General features: G+C 38.9%; 19 protein-coding genes and 1 pseudogene. 4 read left to right on the top strand and 16 right to left on the bottom strand.

Features of this window, described 5'->3' with window-relative positions; all coding sequences use genetic code 11:
- Positions 1–86: 86 nt before the first annotated feature.
- The 3 genes and pseudogenes from copZ to ACZ43M_RS12135 all read right to left on the bottom strand — a co-directional run.
- The gene (copZ, locus tag ACZ43M_RS12145; protein ID WP_464507664.1) at positions 87–293 is read right to left on the bottom strand and encodes a copper chaperone CopZ; all 207 of its coding nucleotides are present in this window, start codon (positions 291–293) and stop codon (positions 87–89) included.
- Positions 294–308: 15 nt separating this feature from the next.
- Positions 309–647, bottom strand: a complete 339-nt coding sequence (locus ACZ43M_RS12140; protein ID WP_464507663.1) for a metal-sensitive transcriptional regulator — start codon at positions 645–647, stop codon at positions 309–311.
- A 231-nt stretch (positions 648–878) separates the two neighbouring features.
- Positions 879–3077, bottom strand: a pseudogene (locus tag ACZ43M_RS12135) (heavy metal translocating P-type ATPase); the annotation flags it as partial.
- A 210-nt stretch (positions 3078–3287) separates the two neighbouring features.
- Between ACZ43M_RS12135 and ACZ43M_RS12130 the strand changes: the two are divergent.
- Complete coding sequence (locus tag ACZ43M_RS12130) at positions 3288–3740, top strand: DinB family protein (RefSeq protein ID WP_464507662.1); 453 nt, start codon at positions 3288–3290, stop codon at positions 3738–3740.
- 252 nt (positions 3741–3992) lie between these two features.
- Positions 3993–4163, top strand: a complete 171-nt coding sequence (locus ACZ43M_RS12125; protein ID WP_464507661.1) for a hypothetical protein — start codon at positions 3993–3995, stop codon at positions 4161–4163.
- 39 nt (positions 4164–4202) lie between these two features.
- Here the strand turns inward: ACZ43M_RS12125 and ACZ43M_RS12120 are convergent, their stop codons facing one another.
- Positions 4203–4838, bottom strand: coding sequence for a TetR/AcrR family transcriptional regulator (locus ACZ43M_RS12120; RefSeq protein WP_464507660.1), 636 nt, complete (start codon positions 4836–4838; stop codon positions 4203–4205).
- Positions 4839–5128: 290 nt separating this feature from the next.
- Between ACZ43M_RS12120 and ACZ43M_RS12115 the strand changes: the two genes are divergently transcribed.
- Positions 5129–5293: a hypothetical protein gene (locus tag ACZ43M_RS12115; protein WP_172799200.1), complete on the top strand. Its 165-nt coding sequence runs from the start codon at positions 5129–5131 to the stop codon at positions 5291–5293.
- 45 nt (positions 5294–5338) lie between these two features.
- Here the strand turns inward: ACZ43M_RS12115 and ACZ43M_RS12110 are convergent, their stop codons facing one another.
- The gene (locus ACZ43M_RS12110) at positions 5339–5908 is read right to left on the bottom strand and encodes a DNA-3-methyladenine glycosylase I (protein ID WP_464507659.1); all 570 of its coding nucleotides are present in this window, start codon (positions 5906–5908) and stop codon (positions 5339–5341) included.
- A 198-nt stretch (positions 5909–6106) separates the two neighbouring features.
- On the opposite strand from ACZ43M_RS12110, the gene ACZ43M_RS12105 reads away from it, so the two are divergent.
- Entirely contained in the window at positions 6107–6685 is a 579-nt protein-coding gene (locus ACZ43M_RS12105; RefSeq protein ID WP_464507658.1) for a hypothetical protein, read from the top strand.
- A 45-nt stretch (positions 6686–6730) separates the two neighbouring features.
- Here ACZ43M_RS12105 and ACZ43M_RS12100 read toward each other — a convergent pair whose 3' ends face one another.
- The 11 genes from ACZ43M_RS12100 to fliR all read right to left on the bottom strand — a co-directional run bounded on the left by ACZ43M_RS12100 (position 6731) and on the right by fliR (position 19328).
- The gene (locus ACZ43M_RS12100; protein WP_464507657.1) at positions 6731–7666 is read right to left on the bottom strand and encodes a manganese-dependent inorganic pyrophosphatase; all 936 of its coding nucleotides are present in this window, start codon (positions 7664–7666) and stop codon (positions 6731–6733) included.
- 87 nt (positions 7667–7753) lie between these two features.
- Positions 7754–9949: a bifunctional diguanylate cyclase/phosphodiesterase gene (locus ACZ43M_RS12095; RefSeq protein WP_464507656.1), complete on the bottom strand. Its 2196-nt coding sequence runs from the start codon at positions 9947–9949 to the stop codon at positions 7754–7756.
- A 124-nt stretch (positions 9950–10073) separates the two neighbouring features.
- Positions 10074–10712, bottom strand: a complete 639-nt coding sequence (locus tag ACZ43M_RS12090) for a response regulator transcription factor (RefSeq protein WP_464507655.1) — start codon at positions 10710–10712, stop codon at positions 10074–10076.
- Positions 10709–11992: a sensor histidine kinase gene (locus ACZ43M_RS12085; protein WP_464507654.1), complete on the bottom strand. Its 1284-nt coding sequence runs from the start codon at positions 11990–11992 to the stop codon at positions 10709–10711. Before ACZ43M_RS12085 ends, ACZ43M_RS12090 begins: the two co-directional genes overlap by 4 nt.
- Before the next feature lie 48 nt (positions 11993–12040).
- The gene (locus ACZ43M_RS12080; RefSeq protein ID WP_464507653.1) at positions 12041–12844 is read right to left on the bottom strand and encodes a sigma-70 family RNA polymerase sigma factor; all 804 of its coding nucleotides are present in this window, start codon (positions 12842–12844) and stop codon (positions 12041–12043) included.
- A 33-nt stretch (positions 12845–12877) separates the two neighbouring features.
- Complete coding sequence (locus ACZ43M_RS12075) at positions 12878–13237, bottom strand: hypothetical protein (protein WP_464507652.1); 360 nt, start codon at positions 13235–13237, stop codon at positions 12878–12880.
- Positions 13238–13249: 12 nt separating this feature from the next.
- Entirely contained in the window at positions 13250–14134 is an 885-nt protein-coding gene (locus ACZ43M_RS12070) for a MinD/ParA family protein (RefSeq protein ID WP_464507651.1), read from the bottom strand.
- Positions 14109–15434: a flagellar biosynthesis protein FlhF gene (flhF, locus tag ACZ43M_RS12065; RefSeq protein ID WP_464507650.1), complete on the bottom strand. Its 1326-nt coding sequence runs from the start codon at positions 15432–15434 to the stop codon at positions 14109–14111. The genes ACZ43M_RS12070 and flhF overlap by 26 nt, the downstream gene beginning before the upstream one ends.
- Positions 15431–17464 (bottom strand): flagellar biosynthesis protein FlhA, encoded by a 2034-nt coding sequence (flhA, locus tag ACZ43M_RS12060; RefSeq protein ID WP_464507649.1) that lies wholly within the window; start codon positions 17462–17464, stop codon positions 15431–15433. The genes flhF and flhA overlap by 4 nt, the downstream gene beginning before the upstream one ends.
- Positions 17461–18555, bottom strand: a complete 1095-nt coding sequence (flhB, locus tag ACZ43M_RS12055) for a flagellar biosynthesis protein FlhB (protein ID WP_464507648.1) — start codon at positions 18553–18555, stop codon at positions 17461–17463. The genes flhA and flhB overlap by 4 nt, the downstream gene beginning before the upstream one ends.
- Before the next feature lie 2 nt (positions 18556–18557).
- Entirely contained in the window at positions 18558–19328 is a 771-nt protein-coding gene (fliR, locus tag ACZ43M_RS12050; protein WP_464507647.1) for a flagellar biosynthetic protein FliR, read from the bottom strand.
- Positions 19329–19334: the final 6 nt, after the last annotated feature.

Raw genomic sequence — 19334 nt, 5'->3', positions numbered from 1 at the left:
CCTCATGACATTCTATCACATCTTACCGGCATTTTATCAATAAAATAAAAAGCACCCAGGTTAAACCAGCCTGAGTGCCTCCCGTTTTATTCTACATCATATCCTTGGTCATCAATTGTTTCCTTAATGGTGGCAAGAGTGACGACATTCGTATCGAACTCAACATCTACTTGACCTTTATCTAGTTTCACTTCCACCTTTTTCACTCCATCAAGCTTTCCAACGCTGCCTTCTACAGCCTTTACACAGTGACCACAAGACATTCCACTAACATTTAAAGTTACAGTTTCCATACTTTACATCCTCCATTATTTTTTCATTAATTTTTGTACAGTTACCAGTACTTCATCAATTACTTCGAAATCGCCTTCTTGAATCCGCTCGACAACACAGCTTTTCATATGGCCTTCCAGCAAGATTTTGGCCACGCTGTTCAACGCCGATTGAGTTGCAGCAATCTGATTAATAACATCATCACAATACGTATCTTTTTCAATTAGCCCTTTGATTCCGCGAATTTGACCTTCAATCCTGTTAAGACGTGTCACCAGATTGTTCTTTACTTTATCTGAATGGTGACTTTTACGATGGCTGCCATCAGTTGCGCAACAGGACTCATCCAATACTTCCTCTTCGTTCATCGACATCACAACGCCCTCCTTTTTGCTAAAATTATATCATACCCCCGTACCGTAAGGCGATGGGTGCAGGAAGCTTTTTTATTAGCGCAGTTCAACAAGTTTCACAATTTGTTCCTTGTTTTGTTCAAAGCCAATGATAACCTGTATTTTCGAACCGCGCCCATTTTCTCATAGTCATTGCTCCCCTTTGTTCGAGGGGAGGAACCTGATTTGCTCCTAACCCTCGTGATTCATTTGTTAAAGTCTTACCCTTTGCAATCTTAACGCATTTAGGACAACGGAAACGGAGCTGAACGCCATAGCCGCTCCGGCAAGCCATGGAGCTAGAAAGCCGATAGCCGCAATCGGAATGCCCAATGTGTTGTACCCAAATGCCCAGAATAGATTTTGTTTGATGTTTTGAATGGTTTTCTTACTCATAAAGATGGCATCAGCAATACTGGTTAAGTCACCGCGCATTAAGGTAATATCGGCCGCTTCCATTGCGACATCTATTCCTGTGCCAATCGCCATTCCGATATCGGCAATTGCCAGTGCTGGTGCATCGTTAATCCCGTCGCCGACCATCGCCACCCGTTTGCCCTGCTCCTGAAGCTTCTTCACTTCAGTTGCTTTGCCTTCAGGTAAAACTTCGGCAATCACAGCGTCAACTCCAACTTCTTTCGCAATGGCATTGGCGGTGCGGATATTGTCACCTGTCATCATGATGACCTCAAGCCCCATATCCTTTAATTTCTTGATTGCTGCTTTGGAAGTTTCTTTTACGGTATCTGCGACGGCAACAATGCCTGCAAAATTTCCATCAATGGCCACGAGCATGGCTGTTTTGCCGCTTTCCTCAAGTTCCTCCATCTTTTTGCCTGTGTTATCATACGCCACAGCATATTTCTCCATTAATTTTCGTGTACCGATTAATAGTTCCCTGCTATTGACTGCTGCTCTGATTCCATAACCGGGAATTGCCTCGAATTCGGCAGCATCCAATAATTCAATACCTTTTTCTTTAATGCCGCTGACTATCGCTTCTGCAAGCGGATGCTCGGATTGCTTTTCAGCGGATCCGACGTACTGCAAGAAAGTTACTTCATCAAGAGTGCCTGTCACGACAACATCTGTTAAGACTGGTTTGCCGTTTGTTACGGTACCTGTTTTATCAAGTACAACAGTGGTAATCCGGTGGGTCATTTCTAAATGCTCGCCGCCTTTGAATAGAACACCTGCTTCTGCAGCCCGGCCCGAACCAGCCATAATCGAGGTTGGTGTTGCCAAGCCAAGAGCACAAGGACAAGCAATAACCAGAACAGCGATCATTTTTTCCAACGCTTCCGCAAAGTCTCCTGGATTGACCCAGATGAACCAAACCAAGAAGGTTACCACTGCAATACCGACAACAATTGGGACAAATACACCGGAAATCTGGTCTGCAAGCCGTTGAATCGGCGCTTTAGAGCCTTGCGCTTCTTCAACCACCTTGATGATTTGTGCCAAAGCGGTATCTCTGCCGACTTTTGTAGCTTTTATCTTTAAAAATCCATTTTTATTAATGGTGGCACCGATTACCGGATCGCCAACAGTTTTATCTAAAGGGACGCTTTCTCCTGTTAACATCGATTCATCTAGTGCAGAGCGGCCATCGATGATTTCACCGTCGACAGGCACCTTTTCACCTGGTTTTACATAGATAATGTCGCCAACGACAACTTCCTCTAAGGAGATCTCCAGCTCTATTCCATCTCGCAGAACGGTTGCCGTTTTCGCTTGAAGCCCCATCAACTTCTTGATTGCCTCAGAGGAGCGGCCTTTTGCCTTAGCCTCAAATAGTTTCCCTAATAGTATCAATGTGATTAGGACAGCACTTGTCTCAAAATAAAGTTCCACCATGTGCTCGCCGGTAGTAAGCGACATGATTGACAAGTACAGACTGTAAAAATATGCGGCCGATGTCCCTAAGGCGACCAATACATCCATGTTAGCACTGCCATTTCGGAGTGCTTTATAAGCACCGACATAAAACTGTTTACCCACGACAAATTGCACTGGTGTTGCTAGAGCTAACTGGACCCATGGGTTCATCAGCAAGTCTGGCAGATAAATCCAAGACGTAAATTCAAAGTGGCTGACCATTGCCCACAGAAGCGGAAATGACAGGATGACTGAAAAGATAAATTTTCCCTGTTGCTTTTCAATTTCCTTTTGGCGGTGGTCTGGGCTGTCGGCTGTTTGATCCTGCTTCAGCGTTGCCTCATAACCAATTTTCTCTACCTTCTTGATGATATCTTGGACGTTAACCTGTGATGGAGTGTACTCGACGGTTGCTGTTTCTAGCGCCAAATTGACTGTTGCTTTTGTAACTCCCTCGATTTTATTTAGTCCCTTTTCAATTCTCGTGGCACATGCAGCACATGTCATGCCGATAATGTCAAATTCGCTTTTCTCTAAAAGTTCACTCATATTGCTACCCCCTATCCACGCTTAATTTGTTCATGTGTGGATTTAGTAATTACTTTATGTTTATATACTATACCCCCCTATACTATATTGTCAACAAAAAATATAAATATTTTCCAGTTTTTTAAAGCCTATCTATACCTTGTTGCTTCAAAAAACTGGTATTCTATTGATAGTGAATTGGGGGAGGTATTTTTTATGAGTGCGGTTAAACAATTTGGGGCAATCATTCCTTTTATTGAGGCGTTAAAAAAGGTGGAAAACGATGAACTTTTCTTCCAACCAATCAGCGAAGGGAAATGGTCATCGGCAGCAATAGTGGCACATCTATACTTTTGGGATCAATATATCCAAAATAACAGGTTACCGTTGATGTTAAAACTTGATGATCTTCCACGTGGCGGTGTCAATGTCCAGGACATAAACAACGAAGCCGAAACATTTGCCCATTCAGGTATTAGCAAAGTGGAGTTAATTGATAAATTTATCAGTAACCGCAAAAATCTAATTGATGTACTATCCCTCGTAGACCATCAAAAAAGTTTTTCAGTAGGGGAACACAACCTTACAATCGAAAAGTACTTTTTGGATATGGCCGAGCATGATGAGCATCATAGGAAGCAAATGAAAGCAGTTTATGAGAAAAGATAAGAAAAAATCACGAGACAGTATCTCGTGATTTTTTTTGTACAAATGAAACCCCTTCCAACATAAGACATGGTTTTAGAGGCAGGATTTGGCTATTATTTTAAGAACTCACCGCTTATTTTCCCCTCTCACCTGCTCACCACTAATTATCGCTTCATTTCATGATTTTTCGACTTTGTGCTATCAGGATATCAATAGTAAGATAAAACCCATGTTATAAAAAAACAGGAGGAGATTCTTATCCAGAGCTTAAGATTGAAGTACACAAGTGAAATGGAAAAAGCAATGCTGGCCTCCCATGGTGTATGTTATAAAGTATACAGCCAAAATCATGGTGTAAGATTATTAGTCGAAAAAAGACGGGAGCAGGAATATGCTGCTTCACAAATTATGATTGCTGATTTGGACCGCAAATTGCATCCGTAACTTAATAAGGGTGGCAAGTACTATGCTTGGCACCCCCACTTACTTCCGTAATTTTTCCAACACTTCTGGTGGAAAAACCATTCGGCAGATGACCTTTGCCAATTCGTAATAATCTGCTTTTACATCAGATTGAACTTTTTTTTCATGTGCGTTTTCTAGCAAAGTCATAATCGACCAGGCGACAGTTTCCTCATCCAGGTCGGGCCATGTTAAGCCGCGTGCGTGAGCTTGGCGAAGTCCGGTAACGATTCCTACATATATCTTTTTTTTGGCTCTAGAGAGCACCTCAGCAAAATCCGGGTCTTTCAGAATTAATTCAGGTAATACACGATGCAATCCCCCTTCATCCAATCGGGCTGCATGTGCTTCTAATAAGGAATTCAAGAAGTTCACCGGATCACCGGAAAACCATTTTGGTTCAGGAGGCAGCATTTGCTCGATTTTATCCTCCAGCAATGATAGTAACAACTGGCGTTTATCCGAAAAATATCGATAAAACGTACCAATTGCCACCCCGGCATGTGCTGCAATATCCTTGGCGGTTGTATGCTCATATCCTTTTTCAATAAATAAAATCTGTCCGCTTTCTTCTAATGCTTTTCTCTTTTGCTGGGCCCGTTCCTGTTTTGGTACAAATGGAAAACTGCCTACATGCAGTTCTTCTCGCTCTGACATATGACCACCTCGCCATCATCATACCATAAAACAAAAAATTGAACCATAGTTCATGTTTTCCGTTGACAAGCAATCTGTTTCGTGCAATACTTGAACTACGGTTCATGTTATATCACTTCCCCGTCCAACACCCCTTGACCGATAGAAATGACTATAACATGACCGATTTTTTCACAAAAAAATTTTTTTAAAACAGCCAAATGGAAGCAGGATATCAAAATCTTTCTTCGAATAATATAGGTTAAAGTTATTTTATATTGGTATGACTACTTCGAAAGGTGTTGATTTATATGGCAAATCAATCTGAATCTAAAAAAATCTCGGTTAACTCCACGATTTCGTTAAAAGGAATCGTAAAGGCCATTTTCAACGATACCGTTCATGTCCAAATTGGCGGCAAGATTATTACTTTGCCTGTAAAAGATTTCGGCTTGGAGAATTCTACCCAATCATAGTATTTCAAATACAAAGAAGGCCCATCACAAGTATGGACCTTCTTTTTACTTATCTGCAGGTATTTTTTTATAACAATCACAGCTGACAATATGATCATTCACCATGCCGACTGCCTGCATGAACGCATAGCAAATCGTCGACCCGACAAATTTGAAGCCTCGTTTCTTTAAGTCCTTGCTCATCACATCGCTAATTTCAGTGGCAGCGGGCACCTCTCCCATATCCTTGAAATGATGTTGGATTGGCTTTCCTCCGACGAACGACCAGATATAAGAACGGAAGGAGCCAAATTCCTCGACAATCTTGAGAAATGCCCTGGCATTACTGATGACAGCATTTATTTTTAATTTGTTCCTGACAATTCCTTCATTATGCAGCAGTTCTTCGATTTTCCGTTCATCGTACTGGATGATTTTCTCCGCTTCAAAATGATCAAAAGCCTCCCGGTAGTTCTCTCGCTTTTTCAAAATTGTATACCAGCTAAGGCCGGCTTGCGCTCCCTCAAGATTTAAGTATTCAAATAATAGGCGATCATCATATACGGGGACACCCCATTCGTGATCATGATAATCAATATATAATGGATCTTGATTGACCCAGCCGCAGCGATTCATACCTAACCTCCATTATGAAAAAATTCCCTTATATCCCATTATAGTTTTTTACACCTAAACAAAAAAGAGCATGTTTAAAAGAAATTCTATTAATTACATATTCTTTAATGAAAAAACTCTTTTACCATTGCCGAGCCCATTCCTGTCCCTTCTTACCATTATCAAACATAAAATATCAAAAAAGGAGTGGAGTGAGGTATGGGATTATATATCAATAAAAACAAGCACCCGGATGTTTTTATAAATAATCAGGAGCTTACAGCGCCAAATCAAGCCTATAGCAGACGAGATTTCTTAGCTGAATTTATGAAGGACGAATCCCTTAGCAAGCAGGTATTGATGGAGAAAGTGAATCTCTTGAATCAATCCATTGAAGCTATGGCGAATCGGTTAGAGAAACATGAAATGACCAACCAACAGCTTTTACAACAAATGAATCAGCAGCTGGAGCTGCAAAAGGCGACCGCGGACAAAATCAACGAACAGGAGGAGATGCATCAGAAGGTAGTCGAAAAACTTGGTGAACAAGAAGGACTTCAAACACAGGTTTTGACCCGTTTAGATGCACAGGAGGCATTGGTGGATAAAATAACCCACCAGTTAAATCATATCCGGTCAATACTGTTTGAACGGACTAACTATTTGGCGGGAAGAATTGAGGAAGGCTACAGGGTAACGTCCTCCTATGTGTATAAACTGATGACCGGTTCCGACAAGCCGCTGACCTTTTTTCTGATGAACCAAAAGAAGGAAGAGAACCAGCAAAAGCCGGATTAACTTAAAAGACCGTTCACGCCTCAAAAGGCATGAACGGTCTTATTATTAAACGCCTTTATTGAACACGTCAGTCAATACAGGTACGATTTGCTTCTTACGGGATACAACACCCTTAAGTGTTGCCGTATTATTTGAAAGTGTAACGTTATAAGCTGTTTCGACTGCTGCAGCTTTGCTTCCTAGCGCTAATCCGACAGAATCATTTGTTAAGATATCGGTAATGACGAATAGGAATAAATCCAGGTTCTTCTCTTCGATTTTTTTGGAAATAGCTCCTTCAAGCTCAGCCTGACGAGCCAATACATCAGCAGTGTCAACAACGTTTACCTGGGCAATTTCCACCTTGCTTGAACCCATTTCAAAGCCTTTGGCATCAAGGGTAAGCAGCTCCTCAATGGATTTGTCTCGAACATCCGCACCGGCCTTTAACATTTCAAGACCGTAGGCTTCCGCATCAACACCAGCAATTTCAGCCAACTCGCGGGCAGCAGCCACATCTTCAGCCGTACAAGTAGGTGATTTGAATAATAAGGAGTCGGAAATAATCGCTGATAACATTAAACCGGCGATCTCCTTTTTAATTTCCTTACCGTTTTCTTTATACATTTTATTTAAAATGGTTGCGGTACAGCCAACTGGCTCGCAGCGGTAATATAAAGGATCACTTGTTTCAAAATTGGCGATACGGTGATGGTCGATAACCTCCAACACACGAACATCGGTAATATCTTCTGCACTTTGCTGGCGCTCGTTGTGGTCGACTAAAATAACAGAGTTAACTTCCCCTGCTACCTTTTCAACCAAACGAGGTGCTTCCGCATTAAAAGTTGTCAGAGCATATTGAGTTTCACTATTAACTTGACCGAGACGGACCGGTTCTACATTCATCCCAAGCTGTTTCTTCAAATCTGCATAAGCGATAGCGGAACAAATGGTATCTGTGTCCGGATTCTTATGACCGAAAATCAGTACTTTTTCCATGTTATTTCTCCTAACCGTATTAAATTATGTAAGGCAATCCAATTTAGATTTCCCCTATCGGAATTATATATTAATCCTAAAAAGGATTCAATTATAACTAAGAATCTGTTTCTCTAAAAATAGTGTTAAATCATCCGCAGATAATGGTTTACTAAAATAATATCCCTGTGCCTCATCACAATTATATTTTCTTAGAATTTTTAATTGCTCTTTCGTTTCTACTCCTTCTGCTATGACTCTCAATCCCAGATTATGTGCCATCAAAAGTATAGTTATCGCGATATTTTTATCACCGTTGCTTCTTGTAATATCTTGAATAAAAGATTTATCTATTTTCAAATAGTCAATTGGAAATAATTTCAAGTGACTTAATGAACTGTATCCGGTTCCAAAATCATCCATTGCTATTTTAACCCCAAGTTTCTTTATATCGTGGAGAATAGAGGTTGCTGACTGTACATCCATCGTCATACTTTCTGTTATCTCAACTGTCAGTCTGTTATACTCGATTCCAGCATCATTTAATACTTGCTCAGTCATTGGAATTAAGTTTGATTGGTAAAACTGGCGCAGGGAAATGTTAACTGAAACAGTTTCCGGGAATAAGCCTTCCTGCTCCCATATCATTAATTGTCGGCTAGCTGTTTTTAATACCCATTCCCCAATTGGTACAATCATGCCCGTTTCTTCGGCAATTGGTATAAATTTGTCCGGTGAAACAATACCCAGCTTGGGATGATTCCAGCGTATTAAGGCCTCAACTCCCGACATTTTATTGGTTGATAGATTGATAATAGGTTGATAAAGAAGTTTGAACTGGTCTTTATCCAATGCTTTTCTAAGTTCATTTTCAATTTCCAAGTTCTCATATGTCTTTCTATCCAAAGTATCATAATAAAATTGGAAATTATTCCTTCCCTCTTTCTTCGCATGGTACATGGCTACATCAGCTTTTCTTAATAGTTCATCAAGGGAAATTCCATCAAAGGGATAAAGACTAATCCCGATACTTGGAGTAATAAAGATTTCATTTTGATCAATTAAAATTGGTACTGATAGCACTTCTATTATGCTTTGAGCGAGACGAGTAGCCTCTATCTTTGAAACATCTCTTAATAGGATGGTAAATTCATCCCCACCCTGTCTGGAAGCAATATCGCCTTTGCGAAGACAGCGTTGAAGTCTTATTGCAACATCTTTTAACAGCTTATCCCCGATTCTGTGCCCCAGTGTATCATTAACTATTTTAAAACGGTCCAAATCTAAAAATAACAATCCAAAATTTTTCCCGGGAGAATTAGAATAAACTGTAATTGTATTTTCCACATTCTCTTGAAAAAGTCTTCTGTTTGGCAGTCCGGTTAATTCATCATGATTAGCCATATAATTAATCTTCTCTTCATTTCGGTAGTGCTGAATGACCAAACTGGTCAAGTATGTAGCCTTTTCAATTAACTGAAGATCTTCTTTTTTCGGATACCACGGTTTGTCATGATAAATGGCAAAGACTGCAATGATATTTTTCTGGTTGTCAAAAACGGGAGCAGACCAACAGGACCTTAAACGATTTCTTAAAGCAACATCCCTAAAATCAATCCATAATGAATCAGTTTCAATATTTTCCACAACAATCGGGCATTTATAGTAGGCTGCCGTGCCACAGGAACCCCTATCTGGCCCAATGGGGGTACGGTTTATAGATTTAATAAACTCCTCCGATAGATTTGGTGCTGAGCCAGTTACTAATTTATCTCCACTTTTATCTACCAGCATAATAGAACAAAAACCACCATTTGAAAAATCTTCGATAAGGTAATTGATACTATCCAATACGGCTGTAAAAGGGTAACCTTTTGCCATTAATTCAAGAACGGTATTTTGCCCAGCTAATAATGCCTTAAAATCGTTGTTGTCAGGTTTATCTTTGACCATCCCAACTAGACCAGCTAGTTTGCCATCAATATAAATTGGGTTAGATGTACAATAAATATTAATGATTCTTCCGTTCTTGTGCTTAATTAAGACATTAAAATTATTGCTATTATCATCGATAACACGTTTAATATTAGAAAGTGTATCTTCTAAATACTGATCCGGTATTAACGGGATAAACGACATTTGCAAAGCTTCCTCTATTGAGTATCCAGTCAACTCGGCAGCAGTACGATTAAACAATATAAAATTACCTTCCAAATCAAGGGCAAAGCAGGCATCATCATGATAATCAAAAAGTGATTTGTAAACCTCAAGTAGTAAATTAGATTCCATTTTTAGATTTCTCAAAATACATGCTCCCCACATTTCTTAAAGGTATTTAATATACTTATCGGCAGGTATTAGCCACGTGTTTAATAATAAAAAAACAAAAAACACCCTCAAACAAGAGTGTCCTAGAATGCCAGATTTCTTATAATAACCCTATTACATTCGCTTTTACTACCGCTTCAACCCTTGTCTGAACCCCTAACTTATGGAAGAGATTTGTTAGACTATACTCCAAAGACCGTTGACCAATAAATAAAGTTTGAGCAATGTCTTTATTCGTTTTGCCCTTGGCCAATTCTTTTAAAATTTCCTTTTCTTTTTCATTAAGCATAAGCTCTTCTTTATTAGGAGGCAGATTATTAGGAGTTGTATTCCCATTTTGATATATTCCTTTTAATAACGAGAAAGGAATGACAATCTCTCGATTTAGCGCACATCGGATTGCCCTGATTAACTGTTCTTTTGTTGCTGTTTTCGAGACAAAGCCTATAGCACCCGAATCCATGAATAGATCCCAATGTGGCAGAATATCATATCCCGTATAAATTAAGATATTCGACAAGGGCTCTATTTCAAGAACTTTTTTTGATAATTCAAAGCCATCTAATTCGTGCATTTGTAAATCAAAAAGCATTACGTCAAATTTTTCAGACTTTAAACGTTCTAACGCCCGTAAACCCGAAGTCTCAATATTAACCCTCATATCATTTTCATTTTCAATAATTAACTTCGTTCCTTCACCAACCAAAGGATGATCATCAACAAGCAGTATTTGGATCATTTAAACACCTCAGATAACACACTATTTGAATGATTATTCTCCCCTTTTGGAAAAGATATTAAAATGTTTACACCTTTTCCTGGTACCGAATATATTTCAATTTCTCCACCAATACTATCCACCCGTTTTTTAATACCGGATAGTCCAATATGCTCAAAAGGGTCAACTGTCGTTTCAATATCAATCCCAATACCGTTGTCTTGGTAACTAAAATAAATGATATCATTTAGGCTAGAAATCATAAAATCCACCTTTGTTGCCTGTGAATGTTTCCTTGCATTAGCTAGAAGTTCTTGGGTAATGCGGTAAAGGGTGATCATCTCTTCCTCATTGAGCTGTTGTTTCAAGTCAGCATAATTAAATATGATTTCATATTCTACGCTCTTTTGTGTATGAGAAAATAGGCTTTCTAAAGCCTTTATTAACCCTAACTCTTTTAAATACGGGGGCCGCACCTCGTTACAAGTTATTCGAATTTGTTGTATGATATCGAGCATTCCCTGCTCAATATCCATTAACTCCCTATCCAGTGCTAAGGATAAATTGGAATCCTCACGCAATGATTGCAGTTTACGATACCATAAAATTTGGTTTTGCAGTACTGTATCATGCAAATCCGCGGATAATTTCATTCTTTCCTTTTCTGCCAACGAAAACAACAATCTTAAAATCCAACGAGGAGTTGACTTATCCTGTGAACGCTGCTCCAACTCTTTCGCCAGATCTTCAATCATAAATAAATTTTCGTAAAGAACGCTTACATATCTCGAGATGGTTTGCAGCCATACTTTTAACGCGAGTATTTCTCCTATATCACGGTTCGTTTCAATACATAGCAGGATAATCCGTCCATTAGTTTCTCCTATTTTAGAAAAACAGCCTTTACCCAGTTTGAAGATTTCTCCAATTGGTACAGACTGTATGTAATTCTGCAATACCAATTCATGAAAGTCTGCACTTCCCCCAGTACTCCGGTAAAGATTAAGCCTTTCATCAATTTCAATAATATAAATTTCATCCAGCTTTAAAACTTCTTTCAATTCTAAAATAAGCCGATCCTCTAGTTCAGTAATATTCATTACCTTAAACAAATCCTGCGAAAAATGGTCTAAACTTTCCTGCAGTAACCTATATCGTTCTTCACTTGCTTTCAGTTTATCTTCGGCAAGCTTGCGATTGGAGATCATTCGTTTCAAGTATTTGCCTAACACGAACAAAAAACTAATAATGAGTATAACGAAAAAAAATACCAATGATTGAATTGCTGAAATGTTTATCATTAAGACTTTTGTCCCTTCAAAACAATTTACTATATTATCTGTAATAAATTATAGAAAAGAATCCATTGAAAACCCTTTTGATTCAAAATAATGACGCAGGCGCAGAATTGCCTTTGAATGAATTTGTGAAATTCGACCCTTTGTAAGATTCAGCACTTCAGCTATTTCTACTTGTGTTAATTCCTCGTAATACAATAATGAAATAACAAGCCTTTCTTTTTCTGGCAAATTATCAATACATTCAGCAATCATTTTTCGGAATTCAGCCCCCTGAATATTCCTGTCCTGGTTATTGGATTGTTCATCACTTAGTAATTCCAACCGGCTATGCTTTTTACCCTCTTCATCATTGGAATGTGCTGGCTCATCGAGTGATAGCATTGTTGATAAAGATAATGCTGTCATAGCATCATCCACTTCTTCCAATGTCATATTTAAATAGTGACTTAACTCTTCTTCCGTTGGGGATCTCATAAGTGTTTGCTCAAGCTGTCGTAAGGCTGTTTTCAGTTTAGTAGCTTTATCCCTCAAACCGCGAGGTACCCAGTCCATTTTCCGAATCCCATCCAGCATGGCACCCTTTATTCTCCAAAGACCAAAAGTCTCAAATTGATACCCTTTTTTATAATCGAATTTCTTGATTGCTTCAAGTAATCCGATGTATCCTAACCCGACTAAGTCCTCTTTTGGAATAATACTTTGCGGGATACTTAAACTCATCCGATTAGCCATTTGTTCAACTAGATGTGCATATTGTTTCACTAGGTTTTCTTGTGATTTTACATCATGGCTTTCCTTGAACGTTCTCCATAGTAAAGAATTAGGTAAAGATTCTTTAATAGCAGGTCGCACGTATTATCCCTCCTCTTATTCATTGTCCCATGATTATTTGTCGTTTGCTATATTTTCAGGGTTGTGTAATTCTTCCACTTTATGTAAAGAGTGGAGAGATATGGCCTGAAAGGGTATATCCTCTTTCGTGCCCTTTTCCTGATTTTGTTTTTGTTCCCTCGGTTTTTTTAACTCAGCTTTTGTATTATCTCCTTTAAGCTGAGGCGTAACACTATTTGCTCCTTTAAGACTTAAAACATATCGTAAAATAAATCCTAGTAAATAGAAGAAAATCAATCCAAAAACCGCTCGGATTATTGTTGTCTGCCATGTATTGTTGGTTATTGAAAACAAATAGGTGACCAAAAATCCCGAAAAACCCAAGAATACGTTAACTTTCCATTTTCCTGCCATATGCTCCTCCCCTTACGACGATTTTCCCAATAAGAGAATTCTTTCGAAAAATCCTTTAATTCCACTATGTGAAGAGGGCTTCTGTTGATCCATTTCAGGCAAGAAGGAAAAAACAATTTGTCTAATATTTTTTGATGCATCACATTTAGGATGTGACAGCATGAAGGGTGTTTGGGATTTTACAGCTTGGCGAACATGTGCATCCTCCATGATAAAACCTAATGTTTTTAATTCTATCTTTAAGAATTTTCTGCAGGCATTTTTCAATGCACGAGATGTTTCCACTGCTTCCCCATAATATTGGGCCCGATTGACCACCAGCCGAAATTCAGGACTTTGACTACTATAATTAAAAACTGTTTTTAACACCCCATATGAATCAGCAATGGACGTAGGTTCCGGAGTGGTAACCATAATTGTTTCATCAGAAGCTAATATAAAATGAATCAGTTCCTTTGATATTCCTGCTCCAGTATCTAGCAATATAAAGTCAGCATATGTTTGAAGTTCTTGAATTTGGTTCCAGAAAAACGATAATGTTGTTTCATCTAATTCTATTAAATCAGTCATTTCAAGGCCGCCGGCTATATATTCAATTCCTGCAGTTCCTTTTTCTATTACATCCCAAATGCTTTTTCTTTGGTGCAGTACATCCTCCAGACTATACCTTGAATTCACGCCCATTAGGATATTAATGTTTGCGGTTAATAAATCCAAATCCAACACCACCACTCTTTTACCTGCTGCTTTAAGGCCTAAAGCAAAGTTAAGTGTAAAATTGGATTTGCCAACCCCGCCTTTTCCACTCGTTATGGTTATCACTCGGGAGTTATGCTGATTATTTTGTTGTACATTTAACCGATGCATCCGTTCACGAAGACTTTGAGCTTGATCCATTTTCTTTTCCCTCTCCTAATAAGTAACTTGCAAGAAGTTTCGCATCAGTTTCGTTGATATCCTCAGGGACACTTTGACCAGTTGTGATATAAGCCAATTTATAAGGGTATGAATAGGCAATATTAAGGATGGAACCATAACTGGTTGTTTCATCAAACTTTGTCATTATTAGTTTTTTTATAGGACTATCCAAAAAGCCATCTAACAAGACTTGCATATCTTCATATTTCGTTGTTAAACTCAGTACCAAATAATGATCACTTTTGAGCGGCTTTTTTAAATATTCATCAATGGAATGCCGATATTGAAGTTCTTTATAATTGCGGCCAGTTGTATCCATATAGATAAGATCATAATGTTCCAGATTTGTGAGAGCCTTTTCCAGTTCATTTGCAGATCGAACCACTTCAAAAGGAACATTTAAAATACCAGCATAAGTTTTTAATTGTTCCACTGCTCCTATCCGATAAACATCGGTGGTAATCATCGCGACTCTTCGCTTTTGCCGTAGAACTTGTTCAGTTGCAAGCTTAGCGATTGAGGTGGTTTTTCCAACACCTGTTGGACCAATGACATTAATCATTCGGGTACCTTCATCTACTTTATTGGTTAAAGGTATTCGAGTATTAATTATGTCTTCGATGATTTCCCGTACCTCTTTAAGGATGATTTCTTCACTTACATCAGAAAGCGAATTGTATCTCTTCATAATTTCATTCACAATGTACTCAATAATTTCTTCATTTACACCCTGTTTTTTCAGGCGATTAATCCACTTAGTCAACCCTTCAGGCATGACTACTCCTTGTTTTTCCCCCATCATGAAATTCATCATCATTTTTCTCATTTGCTGTAATTCATCGAGTAACTGTTTATCATTTTCAATTGTCTTTGATTCAGTTAAAGGTTTATCATTTTCTTTTATTTCCGATATGCCAGGTACATGGTTTTCCAGTTCTTTATTATTTTGAGAATAGTGTTGATAGAGGGTGTGTGGTTTTTTAAATAAAACAGAACTCCCGTCCTCATCACCTTCAGGTTTAATAACAATATTCGTATGATTTTGAGGAACTGTCTCTTTTAATTCCTTTTTCACCGCAGCCTTTGTTGACTGCGGGCTTGGTTTTTCTTTATCAATTGCATAGGCTGTAACTTCAAATTTTTGTTTACCAAAAATGCCAAATATCCCACCTGTCTTAATCGACCTCGTGTTGACAATAATTGCATTTTCTCCCAATTGTTGTCTGACCATTTTTAAAGCCAGAGGCATCGTATCCGCAACTATTTTTTGGGTTCTCATATATTAACCACTCCTATACTTTGGATCTCAATATCTGGCTCGAGTTCTGTATAAGCAAGAACCGGCACTGTTGGTAGAATTTTATCAACAAACTGTTTTAAATACATCCTTATGGATGGGGAGGTTAGGAAAATAGGTTGACCTCCGGCATTGATAACCCGCTCAATCTGTTCCCTTACTTCATCAGTAATTCTTCTGGAAATTTGCGGATCCATGGATAAATATTGCACGCCAGTTTCGGATTGATGAATACTTTCAGAAATCCCCTTCTCCAAGGTTGCCCCTGCAGTTAAGACATGAATCACTCCATTTTCCGCATATTGCTCTGTAATTTGACGTGTCAAAGACTGCCGTACATACTCTGTCAAAACTCTTGGTTCCTTTGTATATATGGCATAGTCAGCCAATGTTTCAAAGATTGATGCCAAGTCTCGTATCGAAATTTGTTCACGAAGCATGTTTTGCAGTACCTTCTGAATATCACCAACAGACAATAAATTAGGGACAAGTTCTTCGACTAGATTAGGATGTGATTCCTTCAAGTTATCAATTAATTCTTTAGTTTCTTCCCTGCGCAACAGCTGGTAAGCATAGCGCTTAATCACTTCCGTTAAATGAGTAGCAATGACTGAAGGAGGATCGACGATTATGTAACCAAATAATTCAGCTTTTGATTTTTCCTCCATATTAACCCAAATGGCAGGAAGGCCAAAAGCTGGTTCAATCACCTGTATACCCTCTAACTCATCAGTATTTGGGCCTTGGTTCATAGCCAGATAATGATCAAGATAAATCTCCCCGGATGCAATTTTGCTCCCTCGGAATTTTAATACATATTCATTTGGAGGCAATTGTAAATTATCGCGAATCCGTATGGTTGGGATTACCAAACCTAATTCAATTGTAAATTGCCTGCGAATCATGACTATTCTGTCCAGAATGTCTCCACCTTGACTTTGATCGGCTAAAGGGATTAAACCATAGCCTATCTCCAATTCCAGCGTGTCTAGCTGGAGAAGGTTTATAACCTTCTCAGGACTCCTAATGTCTTCTTCCTGCTGTTGAACGTCATTTTGCTCATGTAGGAGTTCTTCCTTTTTCAAATTCTTTTGCATCGTAAAGGCACTGAACACCAGTGCTCCTGCGACTGGAAGTGTAAGAAAAATCCCAATCGGTGTAAAAAGCCCTAACACCAGAATCGTTCCTGCCACAATATAAAGCAGCTTCGGATAACTAAAAATCTGCCCCATAATATCCGAGCCTAAATTTCCATCAGATGCCGCACGTGTCACAGTAATGCCTGTAGCTGTGGAGATTAATAAGGCTGGGACTTGGCTGACTAATCCATCCCCTACTGATAATAATGTAAATGTACTAGCAGATTCAGCAAAACCCATACCATGGATTGCCATTCCAATGATAAATCCGCCAATAACGTTTATGAGGAGAATGATGATGCCGGCAATTGCATCACCTTTTACAAATTTACTGGCACCGTCCATTGCGCCGTAAAAATCAGATTCCATTTCTACTTTTCTGCGACGCGCACGGGCATCCTGCTCGCTAATTAATCCGGCATTCATATCGGCATCGATACTCATCTGCTTACCAGGCATCGCGTCCAATGTGAAACGAGCAGCAACTTCAGCTACCCTCTCTGACCCTTTTGTAATTACGATAAATTGAATGACAACCAGAATTAAGAAAACAACAAAACCGATAACCGCGTTTCCTCCAATTACAAAGGAACCAAAGGTTTCAATTACCTCTCCCCCATCGGCTTTCGAAAGTATCGATCTAGTCGTTGATACGTTAAGAGCCAAACGGAAAAGTGTAGTAAGTAATATTGCTGTTGGGAAAATGGAAAACTCCAAAGGTTCCTTCGTATTCATCGCAACCAACAGGATCATCAGTGAAATGGAGATATTACAAATTAATAGAATGTCCAATAATAATGTCGGCAATGGGATGATCATCATTGCCACAATTAAAATAACAACTATTAAAACTGATACATCTTTTATTTTCATTCCATCATCCCCTTATACCGGCCTTCCTGGAAGTATACATAGGCTAGAATCTCCCCAACCGCATTAAATAGTTCCTCAGGGATGGTCTCCCCAATTTCTACCGATGCAAAAAGTGCACGTGCCAATGGCCTATTCTCTACTGTCATAATTTTATGTTGTTTGGCAATTTCTTTTATTTTTAAAGCTACATAGTCTTGACCTTTGGCAATAACATGCGGTGCATCCATAGTTTCAAAATCATATTGTATTGCCACCGCAAAATGGGTTGGGTTTGTAATTACGACATCTGCTTTAGGTACTTCTTGAATCATACGATTCATGGCAATTTGTCGTTGTCTTGCCCGCCTTTGCCCCTTAATGACCGGGTCACCTTCCATTTTTTTGTGCTCATCTTTAATTTCCTGCTTCGACATTCGCAGTTTTTTTTCATATTCATACTTTTGATATAAATAATCAGCTGCTGCTAGGATGACCAAGCTTGCCGATACAGTGATACCAACTTGCACTGACAATGAACCTATAAACCTGGCAGAATCCCACAGGCTCTTTTCACCAAGTAATACAAATTCGTCTTTCTGTTTCCAAATGACCAAATAAGCAATGTAGGAAGTCATCACAATTTTCAGGATTGATTTCAATAATTCTACCAATGAACGGAGTGAAAAAATATTTTTCGCCCCCTGCAGTGGATTGATTTTCCCAAAATTCATTTTCAATGAATCCGGATTAAACATAAATCCAACCTGAATATAGTTAGCAACTAAACCTGCAATGAATACCAAAGCAAAGATAGGCCCTACTATTTTAGCCACATCCCACAGCAGTTGGTTAAACAAGACCCTAGTGCTCGAAATAGATAAATCCCACAGCATATATTCCTGATAGCTGTGACGAAAAATTAAAAAACATCCTTCTATTAAACTCTTTCCACCAACCATTAAAAAAGCAAAACAAACCAATAGTAAAATAGCAGATGAAACTTCTTGGCTCTTCGCGACTTGCCCCTTTTTTCTAGCTTCTCGGCGTTTATTCGGTGTTGCTTTTTCTGTCTTTTCACCGGAAAAGAGCTGCAAATCTAAACGAAGCAGCATGGTTAGGCCCCCATTATTCTCAATATTGAATCTATGGACTCAAACATTGTCTGAAACATAATTTTTAATAAGTAAAAAAATCCTGGCAAAACGATAATATACATTGCAAAATGAATTAATATTTTGAGTGGCGGGAAAATAACAAACATATTCATTTGCGGAACAGTTCTTGCAATAATCCCCAAGCCGACATCAACCACAAAAAGCGTACCTATAATCGGGGCAGCCATCATAAAACCTATCATGAACATCTGCTGCACACATTCAACCATTAATGCCGCTAGCCGACCATCTGTTAAGGCGGGAACGAAAGCTTGCAATTTAACCCAGTCGAAACTGGCCAATATCCCATGGATTAACATATGATGTCCATTCGTAGCCAATAAAAACAATACCGCTAAAACATTTTTGAATCGACCGGTCAATTGCATACTTGTCTCAAAAGTGGGATCAAAGAGATTGGCCATGGAAAACCCAATCTGAAAGTCCAGCAGGGAACCCGCAAGCTGTATCGTATAAAACAAAATCCCCGCGACCAATCCGATTGATATACCGACCATAAGCTCTTTGAGTATTAATAGGAAAATGGTTCCGTTCTCCGGATTACTGATAGGGTCTTGAATCAATCCCATACATAGAATACTAAGTACCACACTAATACCAATTTTATAATGGACTGGTAATTGTCGTCCGGAAAAGATAGGTGCCGAAACCATGAAAGACGAGATTCGGACAAATACAAGCAGAAAAGTCCACCAAGTGGAAGCATCCATTGCCAT

This window comes from Neobacillus sp. B24, assembly GCF_055381825.1.
The sequence above is the reverse complement of the archived record's forward strand: the minus strand, read 5'-3'. Positions and strand labels throughout refer to the sequence as shown.